Here is a 26,281-nt window from a genome sequence, read left to right on the forward strand (position 1 = left end):
TTGAGTGATCAAAAAATAATTTTTTCGATGGTTGGGGTCAGTAAAGTTTACAAGCCCAACAAACGCGTACTAAACGATATCTATCTTTCATTTTATTATGGTGCCAAAATTGGCGTTTTGGGCCTGAACGGAGCCGGTAAAAGTACACTTCTCAAAATCATTGCCGGCCTTGACGATGATTACATCGGGGAGATTTCCCGCCAAAAGAAAACAACATTTGGCTACCTCAGCCAGGAACCGAAGCTGGATGAGACAAAGACTGTTCGCGATATCGTGGAAGAGGGCGTACAGGATACGATGGATCTGCTTAAAGAATATGAATCAATCAACGAACAGTTCAGTGATCCTGATGCCGATTTTGATGCACTGATTGAAAAGCAATCGAAGCTGCAGGAGAAGATCGACCAGATTGGCGCGTGGGATATTGACAGCAAGCTGAAACAGGCAATGGATGCCCTGCGGTGCCCGCCCGGTGATGCATCTGTAGAGAATCTGTCAGGCGGTGAACGTCGTCGCGTGGCTCTTTGCCGGTTGCTGCTGAAAAAGCCGGATGTGCTGCTGCTTGATGAGCCGACCAACCATCTCGATGCCGAATCGGTGGGCTGGCTGGAACAGCACCTTGCGCGGTATGAGGGAACCGTTATTGCCGTTACTCACGATCGGTATTTCCTCGACAACGTGGCTGGCTGGATTCTTGAACTCGATCGCGGCGAAGGCATTCCGTTTGAGGGGAACTATAGCTCGTGGCTGGGCCAAAAGAAAAAGCGGCTTGAGCAGGAAGAGAAAGAGGAGTCGAAACGACAAAAAACGCTTCAGCAGGAGCTTGAGTGGATTCAGCAAAATCCAAAAGGGCGCCGCAAGAAAAGCAAGGCCCGTATCAATTCGTACGAAGAGTTGCTCTCTGAAGAGCGCAAGAAACAGCGCGAAGAGATGGAGATATTTATTCCGGCCGGACCGCGCCTGGGTGATAAAGTGATTGAGGCTAAAGGCGTTAAGAAAGGATTTGAGGATAAACTGCTCGTTGAAGATATGGAATTTAGTCTTCCTCCAGGTGGCATCGTTGGTGTGATTGGCCCGAACGGTGCAGGTAAAACCACGCTGTTCAAGATGATCACGGGTGAAGAGACACCTGATGATGGATCACTTGAGATTGGGGAGACCGTAGAGCTTGGATATGTAGACCAAAAACGACCGCTTGATCCGGATAAAACGATCTGGGAAGCTATTTCCGGGGGCAACGATTTTGTAAAACTGGGTGACCGTGAAGTGAACTCGCGTGCCTACGTGGCCCGGTTTAACTTCAGCGGGAGCGATCAGCAGAAGAAAGTATCGGAAATTTCCGGCGGGGAGCGCAACCGCGTGCACCTGGCCAAGATGCTGAAGGAGGGAAGCAACGTACTGCTGCTTGATGAGCCGACAAATGATCTTGATGTAAACACGCTGCGTGCTCTTGAAGAAGCGATCCTTGATTTTGCGGGCTGCGTGGTTGTGATTTCGCATGACAGGTGGTTCCTCGACCGCGTGGCTACTCACATTCTAGCATTTGAGGGCAATAGCCAGGTGAAGTGGTTTGAAGGCAATTACCAGGAGTATGAAGAGAACCGCCGCGAGCGGCTGGGGATTTCTGAAGATCAGCCCGAGCGGATTCAATATAAGAAACTGATGCGGGAGTGACTCACCCCACTCGTTCTCCCCTCCCTAACGCGCAAAAGCACGCGCTATGGAGGGGAGAGGCGTTAAATCGGATATCGGAAATCTTACAAATCGCTAAATCACAAGATTTTTAAGGTTTAATGATCTGAATGTAAGCCTCTCCTATCGGGAGGAGACAGCCTCCAAAGCGTCTGCCGAAGGCAGGTCAGCGACGAGTCAGAGGTGGGTTTTTAAGGACAAACCAACCTGCAAGACTGTTCCGTGCACTTCGGAACTGCTGGCAGAGTTGGTGGTTGAATGTGACCCATCCTCCGATGTGTCGGAGTGCCGAAAAAGCCGGCACCTGAAGAGCCGTTGCTCCAAAGAAGTGTTTGTTGCGAACGCGGCTGCTTCTGTCAGCTCTCCGAGGAATCGGGACCAAGTGTAGCCGCCGGAGGGGAGGAAATCTCATGTCTAAAATCTCTTATCTGTTATCTCCTATCTCATCAATTCTATACCTGTTCATTTCCCGGTAATTTCGTATCCTCAACAAAATTAACATTTAGTTTCAGACAACTTATTCATGGATTCAGCACTCATTACCAATGATGCGGTTACTTTTGGAATTTTGATGGCAATTCTTGCCGGGATTTTTGCAACATCAAATAGCGATAATCCCAAATGGCAAAAGTTTTATAAGTTTGTTCCGGCACTGCTTTTGTGTTACTTCATTCCATCACTGCTCACCACGTTTGGAATTGTATCTGAAGAGGAATCCAATTTATACTTTATGGCGTCGAGGTATTTGCTGCCGGCCAGTTTGGTGCTGCTAACTCTGAGCATTGACCTCAAAGGAATCATTAACCTGGGACCCAAAGCCGTGATTATGTTCCTGGCGGGAACCATAAGCATTATGATTGGCGGGCCTATTGCGCTGCTGATTGTCGGCACCATCAGTCCTGATATTGTTGGCGGAACCGGGCCTGATGAAGTGTGGCGGGGACTGGCCACGGTTGCCGGAAGCTGGATTGGGGGAGGAGCCAATCAGACCGCGATGCTGGAAGTGTTTGAACCGAGTACCGATCTGTTCGGAGCGATGGTGACCGTGGATATTATCGTGGCAAACATATGGCTGGCATTTCTTCTGTATGGCGCCGGTATTTCTGAAAAAGTAGATGCCTGGTTTAAAGCGGATGCATCTGCAATTACTGAGCTGAAGAATAAAATTGCGGACTACCAGGCAAACATTGCACGAGTCCCGACACTGACTGATTTAGCCAAAATTGGAGCCGTTGCTTTTGTCCTCGTAGCATTGGGGCATGTCGCAGGTGATGCAATTGGTCCATGGGTAAAAGCAAACTCTCCGCAACTAACCCGAATGAGCCTGGATTCATCATTCTTCTGGATTGTGATTGTGGCCACCACAGGCGGGTTGATATTATCCTTCACTAACGTTCGTAAGCTCGAAGGAGCCGGTGCGTCTAAAGTGGGAAGCCTCTTTCTCTATATTTTGGTGATGACAATCGGAATGAAAATGAATATCGCGTCCATGCTAGATGCTCCCGGTTATTTCGTGATTGGGGCCGTCTGGATTTTAATTCATGTAAGCGTTCTGCTGCTGGTTGGAAAGATTATTAAAGCGCCGCTTTTCTTTATAGCCGTCGGAAGTCAGGCAAACGTAGGTGGTGCTGCTTCAGCTCCAATCGTAGCCTCTGCATTTCATCCCGCTCTGGCACCTGTGGGCGTCTTACTCGCCGTATTTGGCTATGCACTGGGAACGTACGGGGCCTGGGCCTGTGCGCTGATGATGGAGGCTATTTCTGCGATGTAACCCACACCTCTCGTTCTCGCCTCCCTCCAGCGAAAGACACGCTGCATGGAGGTGAGAGGCGTTTGATCGAAGATCGGATATCTCAAACATTGCTAAATCATATTGGGTTTGATTCTTAAAATAGTTTCTCTGTTGAATAATTTTGGATTAATGGGATTTAGCGACTTAGCGATTTAATGATCTTATCACGCGATTAAATGAAGGCATCTGAAATCCCTTCTCCGAGAGGGGAAAAGGATTTAAAAAATGCGGAACGCAGATTTTCAAACTGAGGGGTGTGTAGATGGGGCAGGAGCCGTGGCACCACGCCGCTGTTCATGCAAAGTCCCGAAACACACCCCTGACTCCCGAAACTGATGCTGCGCGTCGTTTCGTTAGTCTGTCCCCTCTGAAGATGGGATTTCTTATACCCTTCCTTTTTAGATGCGATAAATCTGTAAGGTAGCTTAGATTTTAGGATCATACTCGTAACCATTCAACACAATCCGAGGTTGGACGGGAACCCACCCTGACCACCAAAAGCCTCGCGTTGCGTTCTTTTGTTTGTCTGTGTCCTCCCCGAGGAATCGGAACCAAGTATGGCCCGGAGGAGAGAGGAATAAGATCAAAAATCGCAAATTGCCAATCTCACTAATCGTTAGATTAAACTTAACGATTTGAATGTACTTACGCCATGCACTTTATTTAATCAGCGTCATCATCCGAAATCGTTCCTGTTTGTTGGCATTTAGACGGTAAATGTAAACACCGTTAGCCAAGTTGGAAGCATCGAAGCGGACAGTTTGTTCTCCGGCGGGCAGTAGATCGTTAACCAAGTTGGCCACTTCCCGACCCAGCATATCATAGACCACCAGCGACACCTGGCTTTGTTCAGGAAGTGTGAAGCGGATTTGCGTTGTAGGATTGAATGGATTAGGATAGTTTTCCAACACAAGCTCTTGGCTTGAAGTAGTTGATGAGGCTTTCGCTACTTCATCCCGAATCATTGAATTATCCCCGCCCATACGAATAGCTAAATCCTGTTCAATGGGCGCATAGTCGCCCTTTAGCAAGTCAAGATCCACGCTGCGGGACTGTTCGTAAGCGTACAGTTCTTCAAGTTTTCCCAGTGCCTGCTCGTACTCTCCTTTATGCCGTAAGAGGTCCATCTCTACATGGAGCCAGTCCCGGCGGTCTGTTGCCTCAAGGATGGTTCCATCGGTTTCTCTCATCCACTCGGAGGCGATTTCATACTCACCGTCGCGGAGATAGCTTTTGGCGTAGAGCAGAGTAGCCGCGTGTTGCATGGTTTTGTTGTGGCGTGCCGATTCGAACAGTGGATAATTTCCTGAGGCTGACTGTATTGCCAATTCCCGAAAACGGTCGGTCAATTCCGGGCTTTCTTCTTTCGCCAGCCAGGCCACCTGGTACAGACGGTGGAGCCCATCCCGAATTTGTTGGTCCGTTTCTGCTTTTTCAAGATCCCTTTCGAGTTGATCGTACACGTCCGCTAATGGCAGCACCTCGCCTTCCTTACTTGGCAATGCTTTCGCTGGCGACTGCCCGCCTGAACCTGGATTTTCTCCGGTAGTTGGATCGCTGGAAAGAAACAGCATGTCAAATTGAACAGGGCCATAAAACATGGAACTCTGAGGATAGGTTTGTCCCCACCATACCCGCTCTGCCATAACTGTCGTACTGCTCGTATTACTAACAAGATAGGAGCTGCCGGAAAAATCTCCTTGCATGCTATTATACCCCCCATCACTTGCTGGATAGGTGAAGCCAACGGATATATCTCCAGATCCGGACACCTGATCATCCGCATTGTCGGATATCACATTATATCCACCTTCAAGATTATCATCATGCATATAAAATGTCCCGCTGCTCATCACTTCCACACCATCGCGGTAGGAGCCTCCGTTATTGATGACTTCATTATGGTGGAAGGGATATACGGACGCCGACGTGATGTAAATCCCCGCCTGAGCATTATCCTGAATGGTAGTGTTGCTGATATCCAAATCAATATATTGAGCCACAAGTCCCACGGTGGCACCGTCTTCGATAAGTACGTGGGAGAGGGTGGCGCTGGAATTCCCGCTGCCGTCATTGTTGTGCCAGCTATCGATATTTCTATAGGTGGCATTTCGAAAGGTGCTATTTTCAATCACATTATTTTGAGAGGCGATGGTTAGGTTGGTCTCTCCACCATCAAACAGTGTCCATTTGATGCTGTTGCCAGCACTGCTGTTCAGGTAGATCGTTTTCCAGGCTTTGGTTGTATCGGTGCGCAGAAATCGAATGGGGTCCTGTTCAGTCCCTTCGGAAATGAGCGTCCCTCCCTGCCCGGCACGAATATCCAATTGGACATTTTCTGCCATATTCACGGTGGTACCCGGCAAAATCGTCAGCTTGGCATTATTCTCTACTTTTGTATTCTGATCCAGGAAAATCTGCCCGTCCCACGTGGTATTTTCGGTGATGGTGTAGGGGTCGTAGTTCATATATGTATCCACCGTAATTTTACCCTGATCTTCATTAACCACTTTAACAGCTATATCTGTTGGCGCACCTGACCAGGTTAATGAATGTGGATTAGTATTTGCTGCAAACAAAGGCATATTATTCACATTATAGCTACTAATGACATCCTTTCCTCTGAAAATGCCACCAGTGAAAAGATTATTTTGTTCATCTCTATAAGCATGCATCCATTCATCTCCTGAAACACCTGGCAAAGGTTCGTGGTATGATAATCCTGAACGATTGGGGTCATCCTTTTCCATGATTGAAACCGTGGTACCACTAACCGTTGTTGTGCCGCCTGTCGTCCAGTCCCAATTTCCAAATGACGGCAGCATCCGCAGATCATCATGGCTGGAAGAATAATGTCCCCTGACATGATGGATAAATAATCCATTATCCGAACTATTTTGTGTAGCATTGTCATAGATACTTACATGCTGCCGATTCTCCAGCAGATAATATTCATCTGAACCACCACCTGTAACCTTTATTTTAACCGCATCACCGGTGGTTAAAAAATCATCCAGTTCAAGTCCGCTCACATCCCCAATCGATGAATCTATAACGGTTGGTGTAATCCATCCCAATCTTTCTGCTTCATACGCATTGGTGCTGGACGCGTAAAACCAGCTTCCCTGGAGCATGGAGGGATATCTGCTGATAACTGTAGTTCCCTGATATGGATGCGGCCCTAACAGCCAATGGCTTATTTCATGGGTTACCGAAATCATATCGTACTCGCTGTTATTGGTAACGGCTTGGGCTGTTACTCCTGAGCCTATCGTTGGCTGCCCTGACGCAGTAGTAAATCGACCTTTAATCTCTGTAGAGTCATTGTCTACCATAATAGAATTAAAAGCTAAACTTGCCTCACCAGCGTAACCCATGACAGACCACCCTCTATAGATCATGACGATCATATCTACAATACCATCGGGGTTGTTCGTGTGGATAAAATCGGCATTCTTTGTCCAATTATCATAGTCTGAGTAATCAACTTCGCTATCCAGATGATTTAGTACCCATTGATTGGCCCCGCTTCTATTATTCACATAGTTGTTAGGAACATGCACAGTTTTCACATCGCCAATAACTTTATAACTACCTTGTGACATCTGCGAAAAATAATTGGTGATATTACGTTTGTGGGTCGAGTTTTGCGTTACTGTACTATCGATATACGAATCCACAAAAGAAGGGAATCCACCATCCGGCCAATAACCTCCCGGTCTTCCATACTGATCTTCTTCATTGTAGTTTTCAAACTCGGCAAATACCACCAATATTCTCAACGTGCCATTGGCGGTTAAAAACTGCCCGTCGTTATTGGTAAGCAGCAATTGTTTGAATAGTTGTTTGTTTTGTGTTTCAGACATTTCCGTGCCACAAATAAACTCGGGTTCCTGTGCTACTGCCACTGCTGCCGGCAATAGTACTATAAGTATTAAGAGCTTAATCGTTTTCATGATGTTTCCCCATTTATTTAAGGTAAGTTATGGTTTGTACCTGTACTCCGCCCCGACTGCTCAACCGGACAAAGTATATGCCCGTTGCCAGGTTGCCGGCCTGCCACGGTATCGTATGGCGACCGCTGACAAATGCTTTGTTGTTGAAAATTTCTGTCACCTTACTGCCCACTATATCATATACGGCGAGGGAAAACTTTCCAGGAGTTTCTGTTTTAATCACAATATTGGTAGTACTGTTAAATGGATTTGGATAATTGCTTAATTGAAACGATTGTGGAGGATTTACAGAAGGTTCTGGCTCAATACTTACCGGGGGGAGGTTCGCAGTAGTATCCCCATATATAGTATTTCCAATTCTTGCTCCTTTGAGGACTGGTTCGATTCCTGGTAATTCCAAAGATCTTTTTTCCAACATTCCAAACTTTTCAGACCACCATACATAAAACCGTCCATATCCTTCTTGGGTACTTGTAGAATTGTTATCTGTTCTGGCGTAACGAACCTCTTTTACTGTTGTTGAATCTCCAAAAATCTTACTTTTATATTCCAGCATTACCTCTGCAAGTTCGTATTGAACAAGGGAAGGGGTTAAAGAATCTTGCTCTAATATCCAGGTTTCTCCAACATTCTTAGAAAAATCAAATATTTTCAACCAATCTCCTTTATCATACCACAAATCGGAATAGATATTATTTGTAGAGTCAATTTTAAAATTATAAATAAGTTCTTCAGGTTGGCCACGATCAGAAGAAACGGTAAAAACATAATCTCCATTTGGAGCAGCTGAATCTGATATGATGTCAATTCTTTCATCCGTTTCATATTGTCCGGCTATATAAATCTCATTCACCCAAAAATCGCCGCTTTGGTAGGGAAAATAGGGAGTTCTTATAGAGTCTTGAGCCTGTAGTGTGCTAAAAGCACACAGTATAGCTACAAATAAAACTGAAATTATGTTGGTTATTTCATTCATTTTATCAGCGTTATCGTTCTTGATTCTGTTTGTTCTCCTAATCTCCCTCTCAGGATATACATACCGCTCGACAGATTGCCCCCGTTCAGTTGAAAACTATAGGTCCCCGATGTATTGTATGTATTCAAAAGTTCTTTGACCAACTGCCCCGTAATGGTATATAAGTTGATGGTTACCTGCCCGGGCTGCTCCATTTGATAAGATATAGTTGTCGTTGGATTAAATGGGTTTGGATAGGGACTGGATAAGAAAAAGTTCCGTACTTCCTCTACTGGAATATCTCTTTCGTTCGATACGATTAAGTTCCCAAATACTTGTCCTTCAATAACAGCTCCAGTCAATACTAATGCATCGCCTTCATAATATTGTATGCTCAAAATGCCATATTTTTCAGCAATTTCTAACTGCACAACAGGGTTACCAAGTGAATCGTCTTCTTCCAAGAATTCTTTAATAGCGATATGCTTTACAGCAACTTCCTCTCCAAATACATCATAACGTGTAGTGTCAAAGATCACGGCTTCACTACCATATCCATAACAATCCCAACAAGCATTCCATGTTGAATCGATAGGATGATTGGCTAAATAATATTTAATAACACCAACATTACCTGAAGCTCCTGCATCTGCAAAAAAATCCGTCGCAAAAACAGAATCCTCTTGCACAATTAAATCTCCAAAATTCTCAACCTGACAAGTGTTAAGAGTATCTGTTTCAGTACAGTCCTTTATTTCTATGATAAGTTCTTTATCAGAATTCCTGCTTTCATACATCCACTTATTTCCTTCACTATAATTAATGAACCCATCGGTTGAAACGGACTGTGAAAACACATTCACAATCAAAAACAGAGTGAGTACTATAAGTGCCATGTATTTTTTCATGTTCTCATTATTATGGTTGTTGATCAAAATCTCGATATAAGTTTAGCTCTTATTGATTCAGGTTCTGATTGGCAGATCTGATCCGTGAATTAGTATTTGGTATGTGCCACTGCACTTAACTTGTTTTGAACTATTGCCTGCACCTCAATTAATAATATGCCAACTAAGACTATAAATAGTACTCTCATATATGGTTTTACTTGTTGGCCTGATAAGTGTATTCTATCCTATTATCAAATACTTTATATTTTTAAAACATACAAGATAAATCATGAAAGAGCCTGCTAACATGCCCTCTTTCCGGAGTGATTGATTTCAGTTATAGATACAAATTGACCGACCCAACCTGCAAGACTGTTCCGGGCTTTCCGGAACTGCTGGCAGAGTTGGTGGTTGGGTTGATCCACCTCTGATCATCAAAAGTCTCGCGCTGCGATCTTTTGCTGGTCTGTCCCGCTCCGCTGGAGGGGAGAGGCTTTAGATCGGAAATTGCAAATCGAAAATCTTACAAATCGTTAGATCAGGTTTGGTTCGAAATGGATCTGAAAACTGCGGTATGCAAATTTTCAGACCGAGGGGTGTGTTGATGGGGCAGAAGCCATGGCACAACGCCGCTTTTCATGCAAAGCCCCGGACACACCCCTGACTCCCGAAACTGACGCTGCGCGTCGTTTCGTTGGTCTGTCCCCTCTGAAGATGGGATTTCTTATCCCCTTCCTTTTTAGATGCGATAAATCTGTAAGGTAGCTTAGATTTTAGGATCATACTCGTAACCATTCAACACAATCCGAGGTTGGACGGGAACCCACCCTGACCACCAAAAGCCTCGCTTTGCGCTCTTTTGTTTGTCTGTTCCCCCCCGAGGAATCGGGACCAAGTGTGGCCCGGAGGGGAGAGGCTGTAGATCGGAAATCGAAAATTGAGAATCTTATAAATCGTAGATTAGATTTGGGTCGAAGTTTATCAAAATAACATCGGTGGTAGAGAAGCGACGGGGCATAAGTGGCTCGTTAGGGAAGGAAATCAACCCTGTCTTGAACCCACTCAAAGAATACATCTCTTTTAAGATCTCCATCAAAACGGCCGACAACAGGTGTGGACCGGACCTCCAAAAATAGAAAAGGAGCTCCCGTTCAAAGGAACCCCTTTTTGATTTAGCAATCTATAGCATGGGTTTAGCGAACCCATCTATATTCGTTTTTAAGTTTTTAGCAACACTACAGAATCATCATCAATCCATGATTTTTCGAAGGAATGCCGGCTGATCGCTGTCGCGTTTATCGATCTTTTCCTCGCGATCATTTAGCAGCGTATTGCCGCTGGCTTCCCGGCGTTTCCTGTTGTAGTCCGACTCGTTATTTTCCTCATCTCTGTCTTCATTCGACCGGATATACTTGAGCTCACGTCTGTGAATGGCCGGCTGATCCAGATCTTTCAGGTTTCCTTCGCCTTTATAAAATGGCCCGTCACCTCTGTTGTAGCTGCGGCCAACCTGGCTTGCTTTTGGCAGGTTGCCCATACCGGATGATTTGGATTTTGAATCTGACTCAGATTTAGGTGCAATTTTCGCTTTTGTCTGGTCATCGCTCAGGTCAAATCCTGTTGCGATCACGGTCACCCGCATCTCTTCATCAAAAGATTCATCCAGAACAGTACCGAGTATGATCTCAGCATCATCACCGGCTTCCTGCTGAATAATGCTGGTGGCCGTTGTTGTCTCGCGCATCCCAAGCTCCTTGCCGGCCGAGATATTCACGAGCACATTACGCGCGCCGCGAATACTTACTCCATCAAGCAGGGGAGAGTTGATTGCCTCGCGTGCTGCAATTTCAGCACGGTCGGGGCCACTGGCTGTGGCAGATCCCATAATAGCCGCGCCACCATCAATCATTGTGGTGCGCACATCAGCAAAGTCAAGGTTGATGAGACCCGGCATTAGAATCAGATCGGATATTCCGCGCGTTGCGTTGTAAAGCACTTCGTTGGCCATCTCGAAAGCATCAACAAGCGTCGTGTTTTCGTCCGATATGTCGAGCAGCCGCTCGTTGGGGATGACGATCACTGTATCACAGTTTTTCTTAAGCTCGGTGATGCCTTCAAGGGCATATTTCATGCGTACTTTCCCTTCTACTTTGAAAGGTGTAGTCACGATACCAACGGTCAAAATTCCTTTTCGCTTGGCGATGCCGGCTACCACAGGGGCACCACCGGTACCTGTACCACCACCCATCCCGGCAGTAATAAATATCATGTCGGCCGAGTCGACCGCTTCATCAAGATCGTGGCGGTTTTCTTCAACAGCCTCGCGTCCGATTTCGGGTCGTGCGCCAGCACCTAGGCCGCTCGTAAGGTTGGCTCCAACCTGGATTGCCAGGTCGGCACGGTTACTTTTAAGTGCCTGTGAATCGGTATTCAGTGCGATGTATTCTACACTGTCTAATCCTTTGTTGATCATGTTGTTAACGGCATTTCCTCCGCCGCCGCCAACGCCGATCACTTTTATCTTTGCATTATCCTGACCTTGTTCGTCAAAGCTAAAGCTTGGTGTTAAGTTTTTCATTTGATTACTCCTTTAAGATTGCTAATTGTTATTCTGTAGATTGCTGTTGGTTGTTAGTTTGGACCGATATTTTTGGCCCGTTTTCGCTGTACCCGGAAACAGATCTCTCAATCTTGGAACCAGGTTGTTTATGCTGATTGCTAAAGTTCTTTGAACCATGTTTTCATCCTATCGGTAATTTTGCTCATCACATGCTCCACACTTTTCTCTTTGTGGCTGCCGGCAAGTGGTTCATTTGTCTCGCCCGTTCGGAGCGCGTGCAGAACAAGTCCCACACCCGTAGCATAAATCGGGCTGTCAACTTCGTCAGTGAGTCCGCCGGCAAGGCCAAGCGGCCGGCCGATTTTGGCATCCATGCCCAGGACTTCGTTGGCAAGCGGGCACACATTTTTGATCAATGATCCACCGCCTGTAATAACGATGCCTGCGCTAAGTGATTCAGAATATCCGCTTCGTTTAATTTCAATGGCTACGATTTCAAGAATTTCTTCCATCCGGGCCTGAATAATTTTAGCCAGAATGCTTTTTGTGATCTCTTTTGGGGGGCGGCCGGCTATTCCGGGGATGGTAATGGATTCGTCCTGCTCAATTAAGTCCACGAAGCTCTCCCCATATTCGTGTTTCAGTTTTTCCGCCTGATCATCAAGGACACTCAGCCCCACTTTGATGTCGTCAGTTACCTTCTTACCGGCTATGGCAATCACGGCCGTGTGACGTATGGTATTGTCCTGAAATACGGCCAGATCAGTTGTGCCACCGCCAATGTCGACCAGCGCCACACCGGCTTCTTTCTCTTCATCATCAAGGACCGCATACGAACTTGCGAGCGGTTCAAGGATAATATCAGCCACCTGGTATCCTGCACGTTCCACACATCTGTACAGGTTTTTAGCTGCGGATACAAGGCCTGTGATGATGTGGACTTCCGCCTCCATCCGCATGCCGCTCATGCCAACAGGATCACTGATGCCGTCCTGACCATCCACTACAAACTCCTGCGGGATCACGTGAATAATTTGCTGATCAGGGGGGAGCATGATGCGCTGGCAGTCTTCAAGCAAGCGCTCCACATCCTTTACCGTAATCTCTTTATCCTTATTGTTGATGGTGATGACGCCCTTACTGCGGATGCTGCGAATATGATCGCCGGCAATTCCCACATTGACAGAGTTCACCTCAATGCCCGACGCGAGCTGCGCCTGCTCAACTGCCTTTTTGATAGCGTTTACTGTTTTGTCGATGTTGACCACCACACCGCGGTTCAGCCCGTCACTTGGCGCTTTGCCCACGCCGAGAATATGGATTTTATCCTGCTCGTTAATTGATGCAACCACAGCACAAACCTTGGTTGTACCGATATCAAGCCCTACTACAATTCGTTCATTTTCCTGTTCCATTAGTCACCTCAGCGGTTCGTTAGTTGCTAAATTTTTCTTTTTATAATTCATCTGTCACTATCTGATTGCGAAATCTTAAATCTACTGTCCTGAATGAATTTATTCCTTTGTGGGTCACCACATCCTGATAGAAAGCTTTCCAGTGAGTTACTTTTTGATCAAACCTATTCCGGCCAAACATAAGTTTAACACCGTTTTCACTACTGAGCGCAACCACACCTTCGGTTTCACTCCATGCAACCTCGCTCAGTGTGGTCCATCCGAATGGTTCATTTTTCGCCGCGATCAAAAAGTCTTTCACCTGATTGAAATCCCGGCCGGTAAGACTATCGCCCGGTGCTGTTTGTTTAAATCCGTAAACGATTGGTACATCTACCCATATTCCGGATTGGGCAGGTAACTGAATCCCAGCTTCATCAAAATAAGTAGTCGGCTTTCCGGCCAGAAGACCGATCGGTTGTCGCTCGTCAATCTGAATCGTGAGTGTTCCCCGATAAGACATTCGTACGGCAACATCTTTCACGTAAGGCAGCTCACGCAGTGAACCAAAAATATTTTCGTAATCCACGCTGTCAGCCAAAAGTCCTACAGGTGAAACCATCGCATCCTCCAGCTGATCTGCAGACGTGAATTCCTGTCCGCTGAATTCAACGGCAGAGATACGCGTGTTCTGCTCAAAATAGAATCCCGCTACTACGGCAAGTCCCAGCATCATTAGTGCAATCGCAGACCATGTGCCACGGCCCATCTTTGCTATGTTATGTGATGTTTGTTTAGTCAATATCTCAGTTACCTTTCTGGATCATTTCTACAAATTGCTCGCCATACTTGTAAATATCGCCGGCCCCCATGGTGATGACGATATCGCCATCTTTCACAATCTCGCTGAGCTTGCCGGGCAGTTCTGTTTTGTCTTTTATATAGTGTACATCGCGATGCCCGTACTCTTTGGCTGTATCGGAAATGAGCTTACCGGTGACGCCCTCAATCGGTTGTTCCCGTGACGGATATACATCGGTAACCACAAGCACTTCTGCATCAAAAAACGACAGGCCAAATTCCCTGTACATCTGCTCCGTACGTGAATAGAGATGTGGCTGAAATACAGCAACCAGCCGGCGGTCTTTCCATCCTTTTCGTGCACCTTCAATCGACGCTTTTACTTCTGTGGGATGATGCGCGTAGTCGTCAATCACAATCAGCTTTTCAGTGTCGAGTTTGGGCTGAAAACGTCGAAATACGCCCTGAAAACGCTCCAGTCCGCTTTTGATATCCTTAAATTCCATGCCAAGTTCAAGCCCCACGGCAACGGCACCGAGAGCATTTTTAATGTTATGCTCCCCGGGTGATTTTACGGTGACTTCACCTAGGACTTCGTCCTCAAAAAGGACCGTAAATGTACTCTCAAATGCAGAGCGCTCAATATCAATCGCCCGAATTTGCGCCTGGGGCGTAAACCCGTAACTGATAGTGCGCCGCTCGATTTCGGGCAAAATGCTCCGGACGTTAGCATCATCAAGGCAAACAATCACAGCGCCATAAAACGGCACTTTGTTTGCAAACTGGATAAATGCGTTTTTCACGTCATCAAGATCTTCGTAAATATCAAGATGTTCCGCTTCGATGTTGGTAATCAGTGCCATGGAAGGGGAGAGGCGCAAAAATGTACGGTCGTATTCATCGGCCTCAACTATAATAATATCGCCTTTTCCGACTACGGCATTGGTCTTATCAAAACTGTGTACGCGTCCGCCTACTATAATTGTGGGATCAAAACTTCCATCCTGAACCACATGACCGGCCATGGTCGTTGTCGTGGTCTTTCCATGTGTTCCGGCGATCCCGATCCCGTATTTCATTCGCATCAGCTCGGCCAGCATTTCCGAGCGTTTGATCACCGGAATCTGCTGCGACATTGCCTCACTCGTCTCTACATTATCTTCTGCTTTTACGGCACTTGTGTACACCACAACATCGGCCCCTTCAATATTGGATGCATCATGTCCGGGATAAATCGTTGCTCCGAGCTCTTTCAGCCGTTCCGTGGTTTCAGACACGCTGCTGTCGGAGCCGGATACAATATAGCCGCGAAGCAACAAAATCTCGGCGATACCGCTCATACCAATTCCACCGATACCTACCATGTGAATATGGCGGGTTCGTCCAAATACTGGTTGTGTTTGAATTTCTTTACTCATGTGAATTATTGCGTTTCGCGAGTTCAAATAATTGTTTTGCAATCTGGTTTGCTGCGTCTGGCTTGGCAAGTTTCAAAGCTGCCTGCGACATATTTTGTAGCTTCTCATCGTCCTTTAGCAGCGCCGGCACTTTATTAGTTATCGCATCTGATAGCTCTTCTTCTGAAATCAGGACTGATGCGCCTTCGTCAACCATTGCGGCGGCATTTTTGGTTTGATGATCACCGGCCACGTTTGGTGACGGAACCAGTACAGATGGTTTGCCGATGATCATCAGCTCGCTACACGTGCTCGCGCCTGCCCGCGTTAAAACCAGTGTGGCAGCACCGTATGCCGCCGGCATGTCATCGATATAGCCAAGAAGTCTCAGGTTCGGATACTCCTTTTCATTTATACTGGTTGATAAATTTTTGTAATACTTTTCCCCGCACTGCCAGATAATCTGAATTTCATACTCGTCGTGCAGTTCATCAAGCCGTTCGGCCATGGCGTCATTGAGCGCTTTAGCTCCTCCGCTTCCGCCAAGGATAAGGAGCACAGGTTTGTCATCAGAAAATCGAAAGTGGTCCAGGGCGTCCTGCTTGTCGCTCACTTTAAGGCTGTTCCGAACGGGATTGCCGGTCAGTTCAATTTTATTCTCGGGCAGATACTGTTCAGCAGCTTCAAAAGCTGTAAAAATTTTGACCGCATGTTTCGCAAGAATTCTGTTGGTGACGCCCGGGTAGCTATTTTGCTCCTGGATGGCAAGAGGAACTCCCAGTTTTGCTGCCACCCAGCCTACGGGACCGGCAGCAAATCCGCCGCAAGCAACCACTACATCAGGCTTAAATCGTTTTAAAATTGAAAAACTTTGCACCAGGCTGGTTACCAGCTTAACCGGAAACAGCAGGTTTTGTGGCGTGAGTCGCCTGTGAAACCCGCTAATCCAGACACTCTTAATATCGTAGCCGGCGCTCGGCACCGCCTGCCATTCCATTCGGTCCCGTGTGCCTACAAAAAGAATCTCAGAGTCAGAACGCACTCCTTTTACCGCGTCTGCAATAGCTATCGCCGGGTACACATGACCGCCGGTACCACCTGCCGCTAAAAGAATACGGAGAGGGTTGAGGGTGCTGCCCGATGGGGCATCGATATGTTGTTTCGTGCTTGTCACTATCCGACGTAAAAGCGTTTTTCGTTATCTAGATTATGTTTGGAAATATTCAGCAGCAGGCCAACCATCACACCTGTAAACAGCATGCTGGAGCCGCCATAACTCACGAACGGCATCGGGAGGCCGGTCACCGGAAAGAGTCCCGTTGCCACCGCGGCATTTACAAAACCGTAGAGTGTGATCATCAGCGTGGCTCCCAAAGCGATGAGAGTGCCGAGTAAATCCCGGGCATTTCTAGCCACTTTTGCTATGCCGCGAATCAGGATCACACAGAACACAAGGATGATGGCAAACGAACCGGCCATTCCATACTCCTCTGCAATAATTGCAAAAATAAAGTCATTGTAAGGTGCCGGAAGGAAATCCCGCTGCGTGCTTTTGCCCACACCCACGCCAAAAATTTCTCCCTGGGCAATGGCGATGTGAGCCTGCTGGGCCTGGTAGCCTGCTGAGGATTCGAAGGATTCGTTTTTAATGTCTGTAATTTGTTCAACGTACTGCTCAACGCGGCTCTGCCGTTCGGGTGATGTCATGATGAGTGCGCTTCCCGAAATCAATCCAATCAGCACAAAAGCGGAGAGCTGAACCATGCTCATTCGCCCTACAAACATCATACAGAGGCAGATTCCCATCAAAAGTGCAGCGGTACTAAAGTCTTCAAGTGCAATAAGAAAGCAGGTGGTTAATACCCAAAACATGATGGGTAAAAAGGATGTTTTAAAATCTTTGATGTAATCTTGCTTTCTGCAGATCAGCACGGCAAGGTGAACGATCAGCGTGACGGCGGCAAGTGATGACGGCTGAAAAGAAAAACCGGCAACAGAAAGCGACCGGCGGGCACCAAATACCATGTCTCCCATCACCATGACGGCCACAAGTAGTATGCAGCTGATAATCAGGCCAAACTTGCTGAACTTTGCCAGGGTTGAATATTCAATTTTCGACACGACCAGTATCACAAAAAAGGCGATGCCCAATTTGATGATATGACCGGTTACCAAACTGCCGGCCGTGGTATTATGACTCTGCGCGAAATAGGCAATAGAGGAGTAAACGGCCATGGCTCCGAACATCATCAAAATAATGACAGATACAAGAAGTACGCGGTCGCTCTGGCGTCCTTTTGTTTCCATCTCCTCGGGCGCTGTGCCCATGATGCTGCTCAAATTGCTATTTGGTGATGTGTATAAAATGGTTGTATTCCGTTTAGTTTTACTGTGATTTTGTTAAAGTTGATCGACGATTTCTTTAAACGTATTGCCTCTGTGCTCGTAATTATCAAACATATCAAATGAGGAGCAGGCTGGGCTCAGAAGTACTATTTCACCTCGTTTTGCACGCTTTTTAGAGATATTAACCGCATCTTCAAGTGAGTCTGCATTTATGATGTCCGGCACCACGTTGTCCAGCTGTTTATTGATTGCTTCTGTTGCTTCACCGATAGCAATGATGGTGTGAACTTTCTCAACCAGCTGCGACTGTAGTTCACAGTAGTTATTGCCTTTGTCACGCCCCCCGAGAATAAGAACGATTGGCATTTTAAAACTGTCGAGCGCGTACCATACCGAGTTAATGTTGGTGGCTTTGCTGTCGTTGATGTAGCTCACGCCATTGATCACTCGCACGAGCTCAAGCCTGTGTTCAACTCCCTCGAACCGTTTAAGTGATTCGCGAATATGATCATTACTTATTTCATAAGCCCGGGCTGCCAGTGCCGCTGCCATTCCGTTTTTTAGATTATGTTTGCCGGGTAAGCCTACGTCGTTTATTTCCATGAGTGTTTGTTGTTTTTGATTAAGCGTGAGGATCAAAGCTCCATCTTTCAGAAATATTCCCTCGTCAACTTCATTTATCAGTGAAAATGCAAGCTGTCGGGGTGAAGCCTTCTGTTTCGACAGAGTCTTGGAAAATTCAGACAGAACCGGGTCATCGGCGTCGAAAATAAACCAGTCATCAGATCTCTGATTCTCTGTTATTCTGAATTTTGATTTCGCATACTTCTCAAAACTATTCTCATAGCGGTTCAAATGATCCGGCGTGATATTCAGGATCATGCTTACGCCGGGACGGAACGTATCAATATGGTCGAGCTGAAAACTGCTCACTTCAAGCAGGATATCAGTGTCTCCATCTGTTTTAGAAACCACATCAGAAAAAGCCGTCCCTATATTGCCGGCCAATGAATGGGGTTTTCCGGCAACGTCCCAAATATCATTCAGCCAGTTAACAACCGTGGTTTTACCATTGCTGCCAGTCACGGCAATTATTGGGTTCTTGTTAAACCACGACGCAGCTTCCAGTTCGGAATAAATGTTCTTTTTATTGTTGATGTAGGCCTTTGCAATCTCAGAGTCGGAGGGAATACCCGGGCTAATCACCAGACAATCTCCCTTTTCTGACTTATCCGAATGGCCTTTTTCTTCAAACGGAATATTGGATTCTTCCAGCCTTTCTTTGATATGCTCTGCGATTGGACCAGTGTCCGTCACAAACACATCTGCGCCCTTTTCTGAAAGCAGATGTGCAGCCGCTATACCACTGCGGGCAGCGCCGGCCACAACAATATGTTTTCCACTGACATCTTTCATCGCAGTTTCAAGGTTAAAAGGCTGATAATTCCAAGGAGTATGGCGATGATCCAGAATCGAACAACGATCTTGGATTCCGGCCATGCTTTTTTCTCAAAATGGTGGTGGATCGGCGTCATTAAAAATACGCGGCGTCCTTCACCGTATTTCCACTTGGTATATCTGAACCACGTGGTTTGAATAATCACAGAAAGAGCTTCGACAAAAAAGATTCCGCAAATGATAGGCAGCAAGAGCTCCTTGTGTATCATCAGCGCGAGAGAGCCAAGTGCGCCGCCGAGGGCCAGCGATCCCGTATCTCCCATAAAAACAGATGCGGGATGGGTATTGTACCATAAAAATCCAAGACAGGCCCCAACCAGGGATGCTGCAAAAATGGTAAGCTCACCGGTACCGGGCAGGTACATGATGTTCAGGAAGTTGGAAAAATTAAAGTTGCCTGATACATAAGCAAAAATGCCCAGTACGAGTCCGGCGATGGCTGATGTTCCGGCCGCAAGTCCGTCGAGGCCGTCGGTTAGATTTGCTGAATTACTCACCGCTGTGATTACCAAAATTACCACCGGAATGTAAATCAGCCAGCCCAGTGTCTCGCCAATAAACGCGTAATCAATGTTCACGTTTTTCAAAAATGGTACAGTCGACAGTGTGTTGAAATCCTGGAATTCAGGCCACCAGTAAAGGAGCGCACCAAGAACCAATCCCACGGAAATTTGGCCGGCGATTTTAAACCAGCCGTGAAGGCCGCTCTTATCTTTTTTCACAACTTTAATGTAATCATCAATAAACCCAACCAGGCCCAGGACGACCATCACAAATACAATCATCCACGTGTAAATACTGTCCATACGCATCCAGAGAAGGGCGGGGATAACAGTCGCTAAAATAATAATGACACCACCCATCGTAGGTGTTTTTCCTTTTGCAAGATGGGTATCCAGGCCGATATCGTCACGAATCGTTTCCTGAAGCTGCATCCGTTCGAGCCATTGAATGATTTTTCGGCCAATCAGCAGGCTGATTATCAAAGCCGTAGCTGCTGCAAACGCGGTCCGCGTCGTAATAAATTCAAATGCGCCAAATCCGGCGGGACTAAAATGTTGATCGAGGTAAGAAATAAGCTCGTATAGCATCAGTCGCCTCCCGCGGTTTTCGAGGAGGCCCGTTTCTTCAGTGCTTCACGGGCTTCTTCACGATCATCAAAATGAGACCGTTCGCCATTGATCTCCTGGTAGGTTTCGTGTCCTTTACCTGCAATGAGTACGATATCGTTGTCACCTGCCTCAAGAATCGCCTGTTCAATGGCCTCCTTGCGTGACGAATTATGGTGGATAGCCGACAAGTCTTTAAATCCGGCAAGAATATCTTTTATGATTGCTTCCGGATCTTCAGATCGCGGATTATCTGATGTTACAATCACGCGATCGCCATACTTTTCTGCTATGGCTGCCATTTTCGGGCGCTTCGATTTATCACGATCGCCTCCGCATCCAAAGAGTATAGTCAGTTTCTGTCCTTCCTGTTTGAGGCTTGCAAGCGTCTGACTCACATTTTCAAGAGCGTCGGGCGTGTGTGCATAGTCCACCACTACAATGGGTTCACCGACAGGTTCCGGGCTTTCATTTACCCGTTCCATTCTGCCCGGTGCGCCTGTGCAACGTTGAAAAGATTCGGCAATATGTGAACCGTCAAATCCGAGTGCAGTAAGAGCTAAAACTGCCTGTACGGCATTATAAGCATTAAACTTACCAATGAGAGACGTCTTCAACTGTAAATCTTCAATATCAATCTGCGTACCCGACGCATCCGATTTCACGATGTCGGCCTGGACCGTATTATGTTTTTCAAATGAGAGGCCAATCACTTTGGCGGCAGTATCTTTCGTGATCCACTCGCCATATGGATCATCTACATTTGTAATAGCCCAGCCCGTCGCATCGAGAGAATCAAAAAGTTTCTTTTTGGACTTGGCGTAGTGTTTCTCAGTTTTATGGTAGTCAAGATGGTCATGGCTTAGATTCGTAAATACAGCCACATAAAATGGAATTCCGTTAGTTCTTTGCTGTGCAAGAGCATGGGACGACACTTCCATCACCAGAAACTTACTGCCCATTTGAACCATTTTCTTCATGTCTCCGGCAATTTCAATGGGATCGGCCGTGGTGAGTGCACTGTCTGCACTTTGAGTTCTGTTAAATCGCTTCTCAACGGTTCCGAGCAGAGATGCAGGCTGGCCTAAATCCGTCAATACCTGCCAGATGAGTGTTGCAACCGTGGTTTTTCCGTTGGTTCCGGTGATACCAATAATCGTAAGTTCATCACCCGGATTGCCAGCCATTTTTTGGGCAAGGGGGCCAATAAGAGATCGTGTATTCTTTACAATAATTTGCACAACGTTTTCAAGATCGGTGGTTTTTTCTTCACAGATAATGACCGTTGCGCCATTTTTCACAGCTTTTTTGATATACTTGTGGCCATCCGAAGAGATGCCGCGAATAGCGATGAATGTGTCGCCCGGTGTAATCTTCCTGGAATCCTGGCAAAGCATTCCAATCTCATTCGGCCCCTGGCCGATGACAGATACGGGATTACAAAATGTTATGAGTTCGGAAAATGTCATTTTTGCGAGGCCATTTGAGTTACATTTTCCATTGATTGAGCCTTTCCCCGAACCACCACGGTACGCCCGGGACGCATCTTTTCACCAGCAAGCGGAAACTGGTTGTAGATTGTTCCTGACCCAATGCGTTCAATCTTAAGGCCAAGGTTGTGAAGCACGGCAGTCGCTCCCCTCATATTCATATTTCTTAAATCGGGAATGGTTACCATATCGTCTGATGATGTGTTATCTGTTACATTTCCCAACTGTAATTCGATAAAAGAGTTTCGCTCAATTTTTTCTGATGCGGCCGGTGTCTGTCCTGTGACAGTCGATCCTGAGCCAGAGATTTTATAAGCAAATCCGTTTGCTTCTAAAATAGATGTCGCTGAAGATGCAGGCTGACCTTTGAGGAGCGGTGTAATCAAAGAGTCAGAATTTGCGAATGTATCGCCCGGCGAAAAACTTTTTCTGATTGTTTCATCAAGCCCGGCAATCCGGGTCGTAATTTCTTTGAAAACAGCTCCTGCCGTAAATCCGCCGTAGTAACTCGTTTTTGGCTCATCCAGCATCACCAAAACCACATAAGATGGCTCTTCCACCGGGAAATAACCGACAAATGAAGCCCGATAGTTACTGGTGTATCGTCCGTTGATGTATTTCTGGGCTGTCCCGGTTTTTCCCGCAATTCGCAAGCCATCAACGGCTGCCCATTCAGCTGTTCCTGAGTCAGTGACAACCGCTTCAAATATTGGCTGAAGCTTCTTAATAGTTGATTTGCTGGCTACCCGACGCACTGTTGATGGATTTGTTTTCTCCAGAACATGGCCATATTCATCAGTAATGTGACTGACGATGTATGGTTTCATCAACTCCCCGCCGTTGGCGAATGCGGCATAGGCCTGTGCAATCTGGAGTGATGTAGCCTGTACTTCGTAACCAATGGACATCCACGGAAGCGTCACGCCGCTCCATTCAAATGGTTTCTGCAATCGGCCGCCAATTTCGTTATTCAAATCGATATTCGTGGGCGTTCCAAAGCCAAGATTTCGCGCGTACTGGTAGTAAGTTTTTGGATCGAGACGCATCGCTATTTCGGACGTAGCGATATTTGAGGATTTTGCAATCGTCTCTTTAAATGTGAGATTACCCAGCGGATCATGGTCACGCATCCACTGTCCATGAATTTGAACACGCCCGTTTTCCGGCGTTTCAAAGATTTCATCAAAATCAACAACGCCCTGTTCAACTGCAGCAACGGCTGTAACAAGCTTAAATGTAGAACCGGGCTCAAACATGTCGGAAACAGCATAATTACGCCGGTTTTCTGATTCAGCAGCAGCGGGAGAATTTGGATCAAATGTTGGGTAATTAGCCATCGCCTTTATAGCGCCGGTTTTGGGATCTATAACAATGGCACTGCCGTGATTTGCCATGTTGCGTTTGATGCCTTCTTCGAGCTCTTCCTCAACAATCGCCTGGATATAAGAATCGATCGTAGTGTGGAGTGAATACCCTTGGAGCGGTTGCTGACGGGGTGCGCCGACGAAAGCAAAAATCCGGTTTGATCGGTCACGACGCACTTGCTGGAGGCCTGATTCGCCTTTTAAAAGCTTATTATATTTGCCTTCAAGGCCGGTCATGCCATCGATGTTGTGATTGACATATCCGAGAATATGGGCAGACAGTGTGCCGAAGTTATAGGTTCGTTTATATTCTTCTTCCAGGATAACGCCCCGGATGTCCAGAGCACGGATATCTTCGTAGGCCTGAACGGAAATGCTTCGTTCAAGAACGATATATCGAGAATTTGAAGGGGCGGTTCTGATTTTATTTTGGTAATAACTTGCAGACCGGTTGGTATGCCGGCTCAACACCGTTCCTACATTTTTTAGGTCATCACGGGTTGTGCCGGGCGCAAATGGATCAACGGCAATTTTATAAACTGCGGAATTGGTAGCCAGGAGTGACCCGTTAGCGTCGAAAATGTTTCCACGCTGTGCAGGAATTTCGATATAGTCTATTGCCTGGGAGTTCCATAAGTCCCTAAGTCCATCGCCTTCAACAACATTCACGCGAAATAGCTGTATAGCTATAGCAAATGGCAATAGAAACAGCAATCCCAGAAGGATAAACATCCGGCTCATAATGGACGTACGCTGTTTCATTCAGATTCAGGGTTTTATAGTTATAATTTGGTCTGCAGGGCCTGCATTTACAAAGCCCTGTTCACGTGCCTGCTGGTAAATTTCTTTTGGCCCGATCATACGATCGTATTCAAGCCGCTGTTCGTTGTAAATACGTTGAGTCTTATTGAAATTGTTTTCAAGCTGCTGAACTTCTAAGAGCGTCTGCTGTGTGCTAAACACATGATTGATATACATGAGACCAAAGACTCCGACAACCATGCACCCTAAAATCATTTTCCAGGGCGCGAATGCGGGTAGCGCTGATTTTTTCCTGCCACTTTCTGCTGACTTTCGGGTTCCGTAATTCTGTGAGGCCGATCCGCTATTTGATGAATCAAAAATTGACCGGCGTTTGCGTCTTGCCGGTTCACCACCGGAAATAACCGTTCGTCGGTTTGGCTTCTTTTTCTTTTCCTGAAGAGGTGATTTGATATAGTTCATTCTGATTCTCCTGTCTTAACCGCAGCACGAAGTTTGGCACTTCGGGCCGCCGGGTTAGCTTTAATCTCTTCTTCTGACGGGGTTACAATATTCTTTGTGATGGGAGTGAGCGGATTTTGAGGGTTCCCGTAAAAGTCCTTCTCAATTTTGCCTGATTCATTACCGCTCTTGAAAAAGTTTTTAACAATCCGGTCTTCCAGTGAGTGATAGGAGATCGCTACAATGCGCCCGTCCATTTTTAAAATGTCAATCGCCTGTTCGAGTGATTCCTTCAAAACATCAAGCTCTCGATTCACTTCAATCCGAATGCCCTGGAAAACACGCGCAATAGATTTGATGGTGTGTTTGCCGAATACAACGCTTGATACAGCTTCTCTTAAATCATGAGTTGTTTCGAGGGGTCTGCGACTAATGATTTCCTGGGCGATTTCACGGCTGAACCGCTCTTCTCCATAGTGAAATATGATGTCCCGAAGTTTTTCGTAGCTATATTCATTTACAACCTGGTGTGCTGTAAGCCCGGTAAGAGCGCTCATTCGCATATCAAGCGGGCCTTCCTCCATAAAGCTAAAGCCTCGATCGCCCTCTTTAATTTGATGGGTTGATACGCCAAGATCGTAGAAGATGCCAGTGATTTTGCCGTGCAGATCTGGGTTAATCAATGTTTTCAGGTACCCGAAGTTTCCGGAAATAGGAGTGAAGCGTGAATCGTCGCCAATTTTCAGAGCCGCCGCTTTGTGTGCTTCTGCATCCTGATCAAGGCCAAACAAACGCCCGTCATCAGATAAAGCCGATAAAATTTCTTTACTGTGCCCGCCGCCCCCCAGGGTTGCATCAACGTAAATTCCGTTAGGATCGGTAACGAGATATTCAATAGATTCTTTAAGTAAAACCGGAACGTGAGGAATATAGCTCAACTTAATCCTCCTCTGGGTTATTGCCGCTCATTACCTGCTCAAACATCTCTTCGTAAGCATCCATGCTAAGGTTGGAGTCAATTTCTTCAAGTTTCTCAGGCGACCAGATTTCGATCATCTCACCGTTCCCAATAAAAATGGCAGTGCCGTCAATTCCAGCATAGTCTTTGAGGTGGGAGGGAATGGGGATACGGTTCTGCTTGTCGAGTGAGAGATCTTCAGCAGATCGCAGGAAATTACGTTTAACTGTACGTCCGCGTTTGCTGAAACTACTGATTTGGGCGAGTTTCTCTTCGACTTTTTCCCACTCGTCGTTGGGATATAAGTATATACAGGGTTCAATGCCTTGAAGAATAGTGAACTGCTCGTTTGCCTGGGGACTCAATGCTTTACGCAGCTTAGCAGGGAAGGCCACACGGCCTTTACTGTCTACACTATGTTCGAATTCCCCTTTGAAACTTGGCACGAGTAGGTTACCGGTTAGTTATATTGCTAAATTTGTATGCCGACTGTGGCTTTTTCGGAACTTGCTAAATAATTCCCCACAATCTCCCACTTCTCACCACAATGTACCTCAACCCGCCGTAAATTGTCAAGAAAAATGTTTTGTAATGTGTATGTATTTGTAGTATGACGCATAATAATATTTAAAAGCACTGTCTATATGCTTAGAAGGCTGTTTTAGCTTGATGGGGGACTTAGTGGGAGAGAATGGAAGAGTATGAGCTTGTGAAAAAGAAGAATTGCAAAAATAGTTGTTTTAACGAGAGTTATTACAGTTATTGGCAGGGTAAAATGGTATAAACAAGCGTGATTGCAAGTGAATACTGATCTGCTAATGTAAGTTCAGGCAGGAAGATAATTTCTAAGTTTAGCCGATCGTTTGAGAGGGGATCTTTATCGGATGACTTCCTGTCATCCGATGAATGTCAGGTT

General features: G+C 46.3%; 18 protein-coding genes. 2 read left to right on the forward strand and 16 right to left on the reverse strand.

Annotation, left to right across the window (positions count from 1 at the left end; translation table 11 throughout):
* Window positions 1-1,674, forward strand: a complete 1,674-nt coding sequence (gene ettA / locus AABW11_RS05160; protein WP_340103720.1) for an energy-dependent translational throttle protein EttA — start codon at window positions 1-3, stop codon at window positions 1,672-1,674.
* Between the two features lie 541 nt (window positions 1,675-2,215).
* Complete coding sequence (locus AABW11_RS05165) at window positions 2,216-3,463, forward strand: DUF819 family protein (protein ID WP_340103721.1); 1,248 nt, start codon at window positions 2,216-2,218, stop codon at window positions 3,461-3,463.
* Between the two features lie 680 nt (window positions 3,464-4,143).
* On the opposite strand, the gene AABW11_RS05170 is transcribed toward AABW11_RS05165, so the two are convergent.
* The 16 genes from AABW11_RS05170 to mraZ form a co-directional block, all read right to left on the reverse strand.
* A complete protein-coding gene (locus AABW11_RS05170; RefSeq protein ID WP_340103722.1) occupies window positions 4,144-7,440 on the reverse strand; it encodes a T9SS type A sorting domain-containing protein in 3,297 nt (1,098 codons plus the stop codon).
* Window positions 7,441-7,453: 13 nt separating this feature from the next.
* Complete coding sequence (locus AABW11_RS05175; protein WP_340103723.1) at window positions 7,454-8,416, reverse strand: T9SS type A sorting domain-containing protein; 963 nt, start codon at window positions 8,414-8,416, stop codon at window positions 7,454-7,456.
* Window positions 8,413-9,303, reverse strand: a complete 891-nt coding sequence (locus AABW11_RS05180) for a T9SS type A sorting domain-containing protein (RefSeq protein WP_340103724.1) — start codon at window positions 9,301-9,303, stop codon at window positions 8,413-8,415. Before AABW11_RS05180 ends, AABW11_RS05175 begins: the two co-directional genes overlap by 4 nt.
* Before the next feature lie 1,231 nt (window positions 9,304-10,534).
* Entirely contained in the window at window positions 10,535-11,863 is a 1,329-nt protein-coding gene (gene ftsZ / locus AABW11_RS05185) for a cell division protein FtsZ (RefSeq protein WP_340103725.1), read from the reverse strand.
* Between the two features lie 140 nt (window positions 11,864-12,003).
* Entirely contained in the window at window positions 12,004-13,260 is a 1,257-nt protein-coding gene (gene ftsA, locus AABW11_RS05190; RefSeq protein WP_340103726.1) for a cell division protein FtsA, read from the reverse strand.
* Window positions 13,261-13,300: 40 nt separating this feature from the next.
* On the reverse strand, window positions 13,301-14,041 hold the full coding sequence (locus AABW11_RS05195; RefSeq protein WP_340103727.1) for a cell division protein FtsQ/DivIB: 741 nt from the start codon (window positions 14,039-14,041) through the stop codon (window positions 13,301-13,303).
* A 4-nt stretch (window positions 14,042-14,045) separates the two neighbouring features.
* Window positions 14,046-15,458: a UDP-N-acetylmuramate--L-alanine ligase gene (gene murC, locus AABW11_RS05200; protein WP_340103728.1), complete on the reverse strand. Its 1,413-nt coding sequence runs from the start codon at window positions 15,456-15,458 to the stop codon at window positions 14,046-14,048.
* The gene (gene murG / locus AABW11_RS05205; RefSeq protein ID WP_340103729.1) at window positions 15,451-16,611 is read right to left on the reverse strand and encodes an undecaprenyldiphospho-muramoylpentapeptide beta-N-acetylglucosaminyltransferase; all 1,161 of its coding nucleotides are present in this window, start codon (window positions 16,609-16,611) and stop codon (window positions 15,451-15,453) included. The genes murC and murG overlap by 8 nt, the downstream gene beginning before the upstream one ends.
* On the reverse strand, window positions 16,611-17,765 hold the full coding sequence (locus AABW11_RS05210) for an FtsW/RodA/SpoVE family cell cycle protein (protein WP_340103730.1): 1,155 nt from the start codon (window positions 17,763-17,765) through the stop codon (window positions 16,611-16,613). Before AABW11_RS05210 ends, murG begins: the two co-directional genes overlap by 1 nt.
* A 72-nt stretch (window positions 17,766-17,837) precedes the next feature.
* A complete protein-coding gene (gene murD / locus AABW11_RS05215; protein ID WP_340103731.1) occupies window positions 17,838-19,199 on the reverse strand; it encodes a UDP-N-acetylmuramoyl-L-alanine--D-glutamate ligase in 1,362 nt (453 codons plus the stop codon).
* Window positions 19,196-20,332: a phospho-N-acetylmuramoyl-pentapeptide-transferase gene (gene mraY / locus AABW11_RS05220; RefSeq protein WP_340103732.1), complete on the reverse strand. Its 1,137-nt coding sequence runs from the start codon at window positions 20,330-20,332 to the stop codon at window positions 19,196-19,198. The genes murD and mraY overlap by 4 nt, the downstream gene beginning before the upstream one ends.
* On the reverse strand, window positions 20,332-21,819 hold the full coding sequence (locus tag AABW11_RS05225) for a UDP-N-acetylmuramoyl-L-alanyl-D-glutamate--2,6-diaminopimelate ligase (RefSeq protein ID WP_340103733.1): 1,488 nt from the start codon (window positions 21,817-21,819) through the stop codon (window positions 20,332-20,334). The genes mraY and AABW11_RS05225 overlap by 1 nt, the downstream gene beginning before the upstream one ends.
* Window positions 21,816-23,966 carry a penicillin-binding transpeptidase domain-containing protein gene (locus AABW11_RS05230; protein WP_340103734.1) on the reverse strand — a complete coding sequence of 717 codons (2,151 nt, stop codon included), beginning with the start codon at window positions 23,964-23,966 and terminating at the stop codon, window positions 21,816-21,818. Before AABW11_RS05230 ends, AABW11_RS05225 begins: the two co-directional genes overlap by 4 nt.
* A 6-nt stretch (window positions 23,967-23,972) precedes the next feature.
* The gene (locus tag AABW11_RS05235; protein WP_340103735.1) at window positions 23,973-24,428 is read right to left on the reverse strand and encodes a hypothetical protein; all 456 of its coding nucleotides are present in this window, start codon (window positions 24,426-24,428) and stop codon (window positions 23,973-23,975) included.
* On the reverse strand, window positions 24,425-25,345 hold the full coding sequence (gene rsmH, locus AABW11_RS05240; RefSeq protein WP_340103736.1) for a 16S rRNA (cytosine(1402)-N(4))-methyltransferase RsmH: 921 nt from the start codon (window positions 25,343-25,345) through the stop codon (window positions 24,425-24,427). Before rsmH ends, AABW11_RS05235 begins: the two co-directional genes overlap by 4 nt.
* Window position 25,346: 1 nt before the next feature.
* Entirely contained in the window at window positions 25,347-25,811 is a 465-nt protein-coding gene (gene mraZ / locus AABW11_RS05245; protein ID WP_340103737.1) for a division/cell wall cluster transcriptional repressor MraZ, read from the reverse strand.
* Between the last annotated feature and the right edge of the window lie 470 nt (window positions 25,812-26,281).

It is taken from the genome of Rhodohalobacter sp. 8-1 (assembly GCF_038150125.1).
GTDB lineage: Bacteria > Bacteroidota > Rhodothermia > Balneolales > Balneolaceae > SW132.

What these genes read in the sequence shown, in the direction of transcription:
- AABW11_RS05165 (WP_340103721.1), top strand. Translation starts at nt 2,216, where the DNA reads ATGGATTCAGCACTCATTACCAATGATGCGGTTACTTTTGGAATTTTG.
- AABW11_RS05170 (WP_340103722.1), bottom strand. Translation starts at nt 7,440, where the DNA reads ATGAAAACGATTAAGCTCTTAATACTTATAGTACTATTGCCGGCAGCA.
- AABW11_RS05175 (WP_340103723.1), bottom strand. Translation starts at nt 8,416, where the DNA reads ATGAATGAAATAACCAACATAATTTCAGTTTTATTTGTAGCTATACTG.
- AABW11_RS05180 (WP_340103724.1), bottom strand. Translation starts at nt 9,303, where the DNA reads ATGAAAAAATACATGGCACTTATAGTACTCACTCTGTTTTTGATTGTG.
- ftsZ (WP_340103725.1), bottom strand. Translation starts at nt 11,863, where the DNA reads ATGAAAAACTTAACACCAAGCTTTAGCTTTGACGAACAAGGTCAGGAT.
- ftsA (WP_340103726.1), bottom strand. Translation starts at nt 13,260, where the DNA reads ATGGAACAGGAAAATGAACGAATTGTAGTAGGGCTTGATATCGGTACA.
- murC (WP_340103728.1), bottom strand. Translation starts at nt 15,458, where the DNA reads ATGAGTAAAGAAATTCAAACACAACCAGTATTTGGACGAACCCGCCAT.
- AABW11_RS05210 (WP_340103730.1), bottom strand. Translation starts at nt 17,765, where the DNA reads ATGGGCACAGCGCCCGAGGAGATGGAAACAAAAGGACGCCAGAGCGAC.
- murD (WP_340103731.1), bottom strand. Translation starts at nt 19,199, where the DNA reads ATGAAAGATGTCAGTGGAAAACATATTGTTGTGGCCGGCGCTGCCCGC.
- mraY (WP_340103732.1), bottom strand. Translation starts at nt 20,332, where the DNA reads ATGCTATACGAGCTTATTTCTTACCTCGATCAACATTTTAGTCCCGCC.
- AABW11_RS05225 (WP_340103733.1), bottom strand. Translation starts at nt 21,819, where the DNA reads ATGACATTTTCCGAACTCATAACATTTTGTAATCCCGTATCTGTCATC.
- AABW11_RS05230 (WP_340103734.1), bottom strand. Translation starts at nt 23,966, where the DNA reads ATGAAACAGCGTACGTCCATTATGAGCCGGATGTTTATCCTTCTGGGA.
- AABW11_RS05235 (WP_340103735.1), bottom strand. Translation starts at nt 24,428, where the DNA reads ATGAACTATATCAAATCACCTCTTCAGGAAAAGAAAAAGAAGCCAAAC.